The sequence below is a fragment of the Micromonospora sp. NPDC005173 genome (assembly GCF_040608515.1).
Classification (GTDB): Bacteria; Actinomycetota; Actinomycetes; order Mycobacteriales; family Micromonosporaceae; genus Micromonospora.
Map to the genome: position 1 here is coordinate 1 of NZ_JBEXIK010000095.1, position 1415 is coordinate 1415.

General features: G+C 56.0%; 1 rRNA gene (running past one end of the window). It reads right to left on the reverse strand.

Annotated elements, in window-relative coordinates:
- Nucleotides 1-1415 (reverse strand): 23S ribosomal RNA (locus ABZV00_RS37620) (its annotated part continues 1673 nt past the right edge of the window); the annotation flags it as partial.

Genomic DNA, 1415 nt, shown 5'->3' on the forward strand with positions numbered 1-1415 from the left:
AAGTGGGGTGGGATACCTCATCTTGAAGCAGGCTTCCCGCTTAGATGCTTTCAGCGGTTATCCCTTCCGAACGTAGCTAACCAGCCGTGCCCTTGGCAGGACAACTGGCACACCAGAGGTTCGTCCGTCCCGGTCCTCTCGTACTAGGGACAGCCCTTCTCAAGTATCCTACGCGCACGGCGGATAGGGACCGAACTGTCTCACGACGTTCTAAACCCAGCTCGCGTACCGCTTTAATGGGCGAACAGCCCAACCCTTGGGACCTGCTACAGCCCCAGGATGCGACGAGCCGACATCGAGGTGCCAAACCATCCCGTCGATATGGACTCTTGGGGAAGATCAGCCTGTTATCCCCGGGGTACCTTTTATCCGTTGAGCGACACCGCTTCCACTCGCAAGTGCCGGATCACTAGTCCCGACTTTCGTCCCTGCTCGACCTGTCAGTCTCACAGTCAAGCTCCCTTGTGTACTTGCACTCAACACCTGATTGCCAACCAGGATGAGGGAACCTTTGGGCGCCTCCGTTACCTTTTAGGAGGCAACCGCCCCAGTTAAACTACCCACCAGACACTGTCCCTGAACCGGATAACGGTCCGAAGTTAGATACCCAAATCAACCAGAGTGGTATTTCAAGATTGCCTCCACCCATACTGGCGTATAGGTTTCACCGGCTCCCACCTATCCTACACAAGCTAATTCGAGTACCAATGTCAAGCTATAGTAAAGGTCCCGGGGTCTTTCCGTCCTGCCGCGCGTAACGAGCATCTTTACTCGTACTGCAATTTCGCCGGGCCTGTGGTTGAGACAGTGGGGAAGTCGTTACGCCATTCGTGCAGGTCGGAACTTACCCGACAAGGAATTTCGCTACCTTAGGATGGTTATAGTTACCACCGCCGTTTACTGGCGCTTAAGTTCTCCGCTTCGCCCCGAAGAGCTAACAGGTCCCCTTAACGTTCCAGCACCGGGCAGGCGTCAGTCCATATACATCGAATTACTTCTTCGCATGGACCTGTGTTTTTAGTAAACAGTCGCTTCCCCCTGCTCTCTGCGGCCATACAACGCTCCACCCGCGTGGGGCTTCACGTCTCCGGCCCCCCTTCTCCCTAAGTTACGGGGGCAATTTGCCGAGTTCCTTAACCACAGTTCGCCCGATCGCCTCGGTATTCTCTACCTGACCACCTGTGTCGGTTTGGGGTACGGGCCGCTAAGAACTCGCTAGAGGCTTTTCTCGGCAGCATAGGATCACTGACTTCACCTGAATCGGCTCGGCATCACGTCTCAGCCTTCATGTGTTGCGGATTTGCCTACAACACGGCCTACACGCTTACCCCGGCACAACCACCGGCCGGGCTCAGCTACCTTCCTGCGTCACCCCATCGCTTGACTACTACCCGTCAGGTTCCCACGCTCCCCAC